This is a genomic window from Lactobacillus gigeriorum DSM 23908 = CRBIP 24.85 (assembly GCF_000296855.1).
Lineage (GTDB): Bacteria > Bacillota > Bacilli > Lactobacillales > Lactobacillaceae > Lactobacillus > Lactobacillus gigeriorum.
This window is the reverse complement of the sequence record NZ_CAKC01000029.1, coordinates 1-5211: the sequence shown is the minus strand read 5'-3', so window position 1 is coordinate 5211 and position 5211 is coordinate 1. Positions and strand designations below refer to the sequence as shown.

Below are 5211 nucleotides of genomic sequence, written 5' to 3'. Positions count from 1 at the left end.
TGTGAGATCGTCGGCGTCGGCGGTGTGGTAGCCAAGACTTTCCAAGGCGGTAGCGACTGGATTAAGCAAGCTGGCTACCGCTTTGAAGCACTAGCAGAAATCGATAGTTTTAAGGACGGACAAGTTCATTTCGTGGGAGAAGAATAATGCAAGAAGTCAATCATAAGAAAGCCGCTGTCCTAGGTTTACAACACCTATTAGCCATGTATTCGGGAGCTGTAGCCGTTCCTTTGTTGATCGGAACTGCCTTGCGTTTTAACAGTACTCAAATGACCTACTTGGTTTCAATCGATATTTTTATGTGTGGGCTAGCTACCCTGCTCCAACTATTTGGCAATAAGTATTTCGGTATTGGCTTACCAGTCGTACTAGGATGCGCTATTCAAGCCGTTGCTCCGCTAGAGTTAATTGGTCAAAAGTTTTCAATTAATGCGATGTATGGCGCAATTATCGTCGCCGGAATATTTGTTTTCTTAATTGCTGGTTGGTTCTCCAAAATTAAGAAGCTGTTTCCACCAGTTGTTACTGGCACTTTAATCACCGTTATTGGTTTAACTTTGATTCCTGTTGCCATTCAAAATATCGGTGGTGGAAGCGCAACTGCTAAAAGTTTTGGCGATGGCAAAGATCTCATTGTTGGCTTTCTTACGATTGTCATTATTCTTGCTGTTGAAATTTTTACTAAAGGATTTATCCGCTCAATTGCTGTTTTAATCGGCTTAATCGGTGGAAGCTTAGTGGCCGCCATGCTCGGCATGGTTTCAATGAATCCTGTCAAAGAAGCTGCTTGGTTCCACTTACCTCAAGTTTTCTACTTTGGTATGCCAGAGTTCGAATGGTCATCCTGTGTTACCATGATTATAATCGCACTTGTTTCCATGGTAGAATCAACGGGTGTTTTCTTCGCTATTGGCGATTTGCTTAAAAAAGACATTACTGAAGCTGACTTACGTAAGGGGTACCGTGCTGAAGGTTTAGCACAAATTTTTGGTGGAATCTTCAATACCTTCCCCTACACCACTTTCTCACAAAATGTTGGTTTGCTTCAATTGTCTGGGATCAAGACCAAGCGTCCGATTTTCTGGGCTGCTGGCTTGTTAATGGGTATGGGCTTATTACCTAAGATCGGTGCGCTTGTTACTATCATCCCTACCCCTGTTTTAGGTGGAGCCATGTTAGTCATGTTTACTATGATTGCTGTTCAAGGAATTAAGGTGTTAGCTCATGTTGATTTTGAAGATAACCGCAACGTCTTGATTGTAGCTCTTTCAATTGGTTTAGGTTTGGGTGTTACCGTATATCCTCAAATTTTCCAAGCCTTGCCGCAAACAGTGCAATTATTCCTTAGCAACGGCATTGTGGTTGCTAGCTTATGCTCAACTTTATTAAATCTCTGTTTATATGGACTTAAGTCCCATAATTAATTACCTCAATAAAAAGGCCCTCACGTTTGTGAAGGCCTTTTTGCATGTCATTAGAATTCAATCGTTTGACCGTTTTCGGTTACCTGATAGTTCATAGTTTGTAAATCAGCTACTAAAGTAGCAACTTGACTACGATCTTTATTTGTTCTAGTAATCTTAAGCTCATGCTCACTAGGCGTCGAAACTTCAATTGCGCCATCTAAATCAAACGCAGCGCTCCTATTTCTAAATCTAAACAAGTTAAGCAAAGCCTTGACTACTGGACGTTGCACTTCTTCACCAACTTCTTGACGACTATAGTAGTGACGATTGATGTTGCGTCCTTCTTTAGTCTGCTCAAGCAATTCCAAGTCATTTTTACCAGCAAGCATCCCTACGTAATAAACTTGTGGAATACCCGGTGCAAAAACTTGCAATAGTCGTGCCATGAAGTACTTCCGATCATCATCGCCCAAAGCAGAATAGAAACTAGTATTGATCTGATAGATATCGAGATTATGGTATTCTGCACTTGAATACTTCCGTTTCACATTAGCTCCAACTCGGTAAAGTTCATTACTTGTGTACTCGACTTCTTCAGGAGTTAAGATGTCCCGCGCATCTACTACGCCAATGCCATCATGGGTATCCAAAGTCGTAAATTGCTTCATTGGACATTGTTTTAACCAATTTGCTAAACGCTCAGTTTTTCCACTGTAAATTGAGTACAAAGTTACCATTGGCAATGCAAAATCATAAATAAAGTAACCATGCTTGGCAATCTTGAACGGATAGGAATAGTGTTCATGAATTTCCGGCAAAATCGTAGCCCCTTGATCTGCTAGATCAGCCTTAACTTCAGCTAACAAGTCCCAAATCTCTGGTTCAACGAAGAAGTCATTCGTATCAAGCTTTTTAACGGCATAAGCAAAAGCATCCAAGCGAATAATATCAGCGCCATGAGCAACCAATTGCGTCAAAGTTTCTTTGATAAACTGCTTAGTAACCTTTTTTCGTACATCGAGATCAATTTGTTCTTCACCAAAAGTATTCCACAGCTTTTCCCGACTGCCATCAGCAAAGGTAATCTCTTGATACGGCGCTTTATCCTTGCGCTTATAGATCAAGTCAACGTCAGCTTGCGTTGGTCGATTTTCTGGCCAAAACTTATCCCAACTTAAGAATAATTCGGCATATTTGCTGTTGGCGCCATTGGCTTGAAAATCGCGATAATACTTAGACTGACGTGAAATGTGATTGATCATAAAGTCAAACATCAAATAATATTCTTTTCCCAACTTTTCCACATCTGCCCAAGTCCCAAATTGTGGATCGACTACGCTATAATCGGTTGGCGCAAAGCCACGATCCCCTGTCGATGGGAAAAAAGGCAACAAGTGCACGCCACCAACGGCACCTTTCAAATCGGTGTGCAAAACATCCGTTAATTCTTGAATATTTTTACCCAAACTGTCTGGGTAAGTAATTAACATTACTTTATTAGTGATTGCCATGGTACTCTTCCATTCTTCTTAATTAATTGCTTTGAAATGATACATTTGCGCTTGATAATCGCCGGCTTCAAGCTGATCATATAAACCTAGTTGCATCAACTCATCGCCACCATACTGCTGATGGCTTGTGGTTTCTTCATAAACTAAATCAGCATCCAAACCCTGAAGCTTGGTTTTAGTAAATGCCGGTTGGGCACTAGCTGCGACTGTCACTACACTGACGACAGTTTCTTTTTGGTCCTCGCTGACTACTTGCCAAGCACATTGGTTGCTAGTCTCAGCACCTTTTAAGCGATAAAACTTGCCATATTGCATTAATGGTCGCAATTCTTTATAGCAGGCGATTTGTTGTTTAACTGCAGCTTTTTTCTCTGTGGACAACTTGTTCAAATCAAATTCATATCCAAGATCGCCCCACATTGCTACGATTGCTCTTGTCTTAAGCGGTGTAATTCGACCATTCTGTTCATTTGGACTAACCGACACATGCGAAGTCATTAGCGATTGAGGATAAACCAAGCTAGTCCCTGCTTGAATACGCAATCGATCGATTGCATCAGTATTGTCACTAGTCCAAATTTGTGGATTATAGTATGCTATTCCTAGATCAAAGCGACCTCCACCACCAGAACAGCCTTCAATCAATAAGTTAGGATAGCGATCAACGATTTTTTCCAATAAATCGTATAAACCTAAGACATAACTATGGTAGACTTCGCCTTGGCGCTGAGCTGGTAAATCAGCTTGATAGATATCAGACAAGTGCCGGTTCATGTCCCACTTGATATAGTCAATTTCGCCCGTATCGAGCAATTTGATCATTTGTGCTAAAATATTTGCTCTTACTTCGGCTCTTCCCAAGTCGAGCACATACTGATTACGTGAGGGACTTGGTTTTCTTCCAGGTACATGCATTAAATAATCTGGATGCTGACGGTATAAGTCAGAATCCTGCGAAATCATTTCTGGTTCAAACCACAAGCCAAATTTCAGTCCCTGTTGATGAACATATTTGGTAAAATGCCATAATCCTTCAGGGAATTTTTCTGAAGAAACTTGCCAATCTCCAAGTGAGCTATTGTCGTCATTACGATGGCCAAACCAACCATCGTCTAAAACAAACATTTCAATTCCTAGATCTTTTGCCGTATCAACCAGTGGACGTAATTTAGCTTCATTGAAGTCGAAATAAGTCGCTTCCCAATTATTGACTAAAATTGGTCTTGGTTGCATTTTGTATTGACTACGAATTATGCGCTCCAAAATCAATTTATGGAAGGTTTGACTCATTTGATTCAATCCCTGATCAGCGTATACCAGCACTACCTCAGGAGTTTGGAAACTAGCACCTGGCAATAGTTCCCAATTAAAATTGAAATCGTTGATACCGATATTAAGGTGAATTTGTTGTAATTGATCCTGTTCCACTTCAAATTTGTGGTTACCAGAATAAATTAGCGCAAAGCCGTATGCTTCCCCCATAAATTCAGTTGTAGCAGGATCAACTAAAGCCAAGAACGGATTCATTTGATGACTTGACGTTCCCCGATGACTAGCATAAACATGAAGCCCTTGTTCAAGTTTAGCTCGCGTAAGCTGGCGTTCATGAGCATGAGCACCTGGCAAAGTGATTGTTTCTAATTCACGACCTACAACATCAAGCTGCATTGAAGCGATTTTTTCTAAATTTATTGGTGCAAGCCCATCATTGCTGGCTTCAACCGACCGCGTAATTACTGCTCGATCGCGATAAATCGTGTACTTAAGCTGAACCGCCAAGGCCGTTTTTTGATCGCGTAAAGTAATAATTAACGTTTCTGCTTCATCATCGCCAGCTACCCATGCTTGTGGCAGTCCGCTTAAAGTTGGCTTGCCTTTGACGACTTGGTAGCCTTCATAACTAAGCATTAAGGCATTACTGCCATCTTGTTGGCATGCAATGATTGCTGGAGTATGATAATCCATCTCGCCTGCACTGCTATATTCCTTAGGCAAAGTATCACGTGAAAAGGTTCGATCGAGCGAACCCGGAAGATTGCCAGAAAAGCCACGATCTCTTCGCGGATAGCGCAACTGGCCATGATATTGTTTAATCTGTTTACCAAAATAGAGATGAGATAAGCTACCTCCATCTTCAATTCCGATTAAGTAAGATACTTTTTTATTATGTAAGTGAAAGACTTGTTGCTTTTCATCAAAATCGATCAAATTAGCTTGCATAATCCACCTTCTAAAATGCTACTTAACTGCCCCATTACTCATACCTGCAATAATATTCTTTTGGAAAATCAAGT

General features: G+C 40.9%; 3 protein-coding genes and 1 pseudogene. 2 read left to right on the top strand and 2 right to left on the bottom strand.

All coding sequences use genetic code 11. The annotated features are described in order from the left end of the window. Together BN52_RS10360 and BN52_RS02555 are read left to right on the top strand one after the other, a co-directional pair. A pseudogene (locus tag BN52_RS10360) lies at positions 1 to 147 on the top strand (xanthine phosphoribosyltransferase); the annotation flags it as partial. Continuing rightward, a complete protein-coding gene (locus BN52_RS02555; protein ID WP_008472596.1) occupies positions 147 to 1424 on the top strand; it encodes a nucleobase:cation symporter-2 family protein in 1278 nt (425 codons plus the stop codon). The pseudogene BN52_RS10360 and the gene BN52_RS02555, both read left to right, overlap by 1 nt. Positions 1425 to 1474: 50 nt before the next feature. Here BN52_RS02555 and gtfA read toward each other — a convergent pair whose 3' ends face one another. Together gtfA and BN52_RS02545 are read right to left on the bottom strand one after the other, a co-directional pair. Then, positions 1475 to 2917: a sucrose phosphorylase gene (gene gtfA, locus BN52_RS02550; RefSeq protein WP_008472594.1), complete on the bottom strand. Its 1443-nt coding sequence runs from the start codon at positions 2915 to 2917 to the stop codon at positions 1475 to 1477. Positions 2918 to 2935: 18 nt separating this feature from the next. Next, entirely contained in the window at positions 2936 to 5137 is a 2202-nt protein-coding gene (locus tag BN52_RS02545) for an alpha-galactosidase (protein WP_008472593.1), read from the bottom strand. Positions 5138 to 5211 lie beyond the last annotated feature (74 nt).

Bases quoted from the DNA above. Each gene is read 5' to 3' on its own strand.
- BN52_RS02555 (WP_008472596.1), top strand. From the start codon at position 147: ATGCAAGAAGTCAATCATAAGAAAGCCGCTGTCCTAGGTTTACAACAC.
- gtfA (WP_008472594.1), bottom strand. From the start codon at position 2,917: ATGGCAATCACTAATAAAGTAATGTTAATTACTTACCCAGACAGTTTG.
- BN52_RS02545 (WP_008472593.1), bottom strand. From the start codon at position 5,137: ATGCAAGCTAATTTGATCGATTTTGATGAAAAGCAACAAGTCTTTCAC.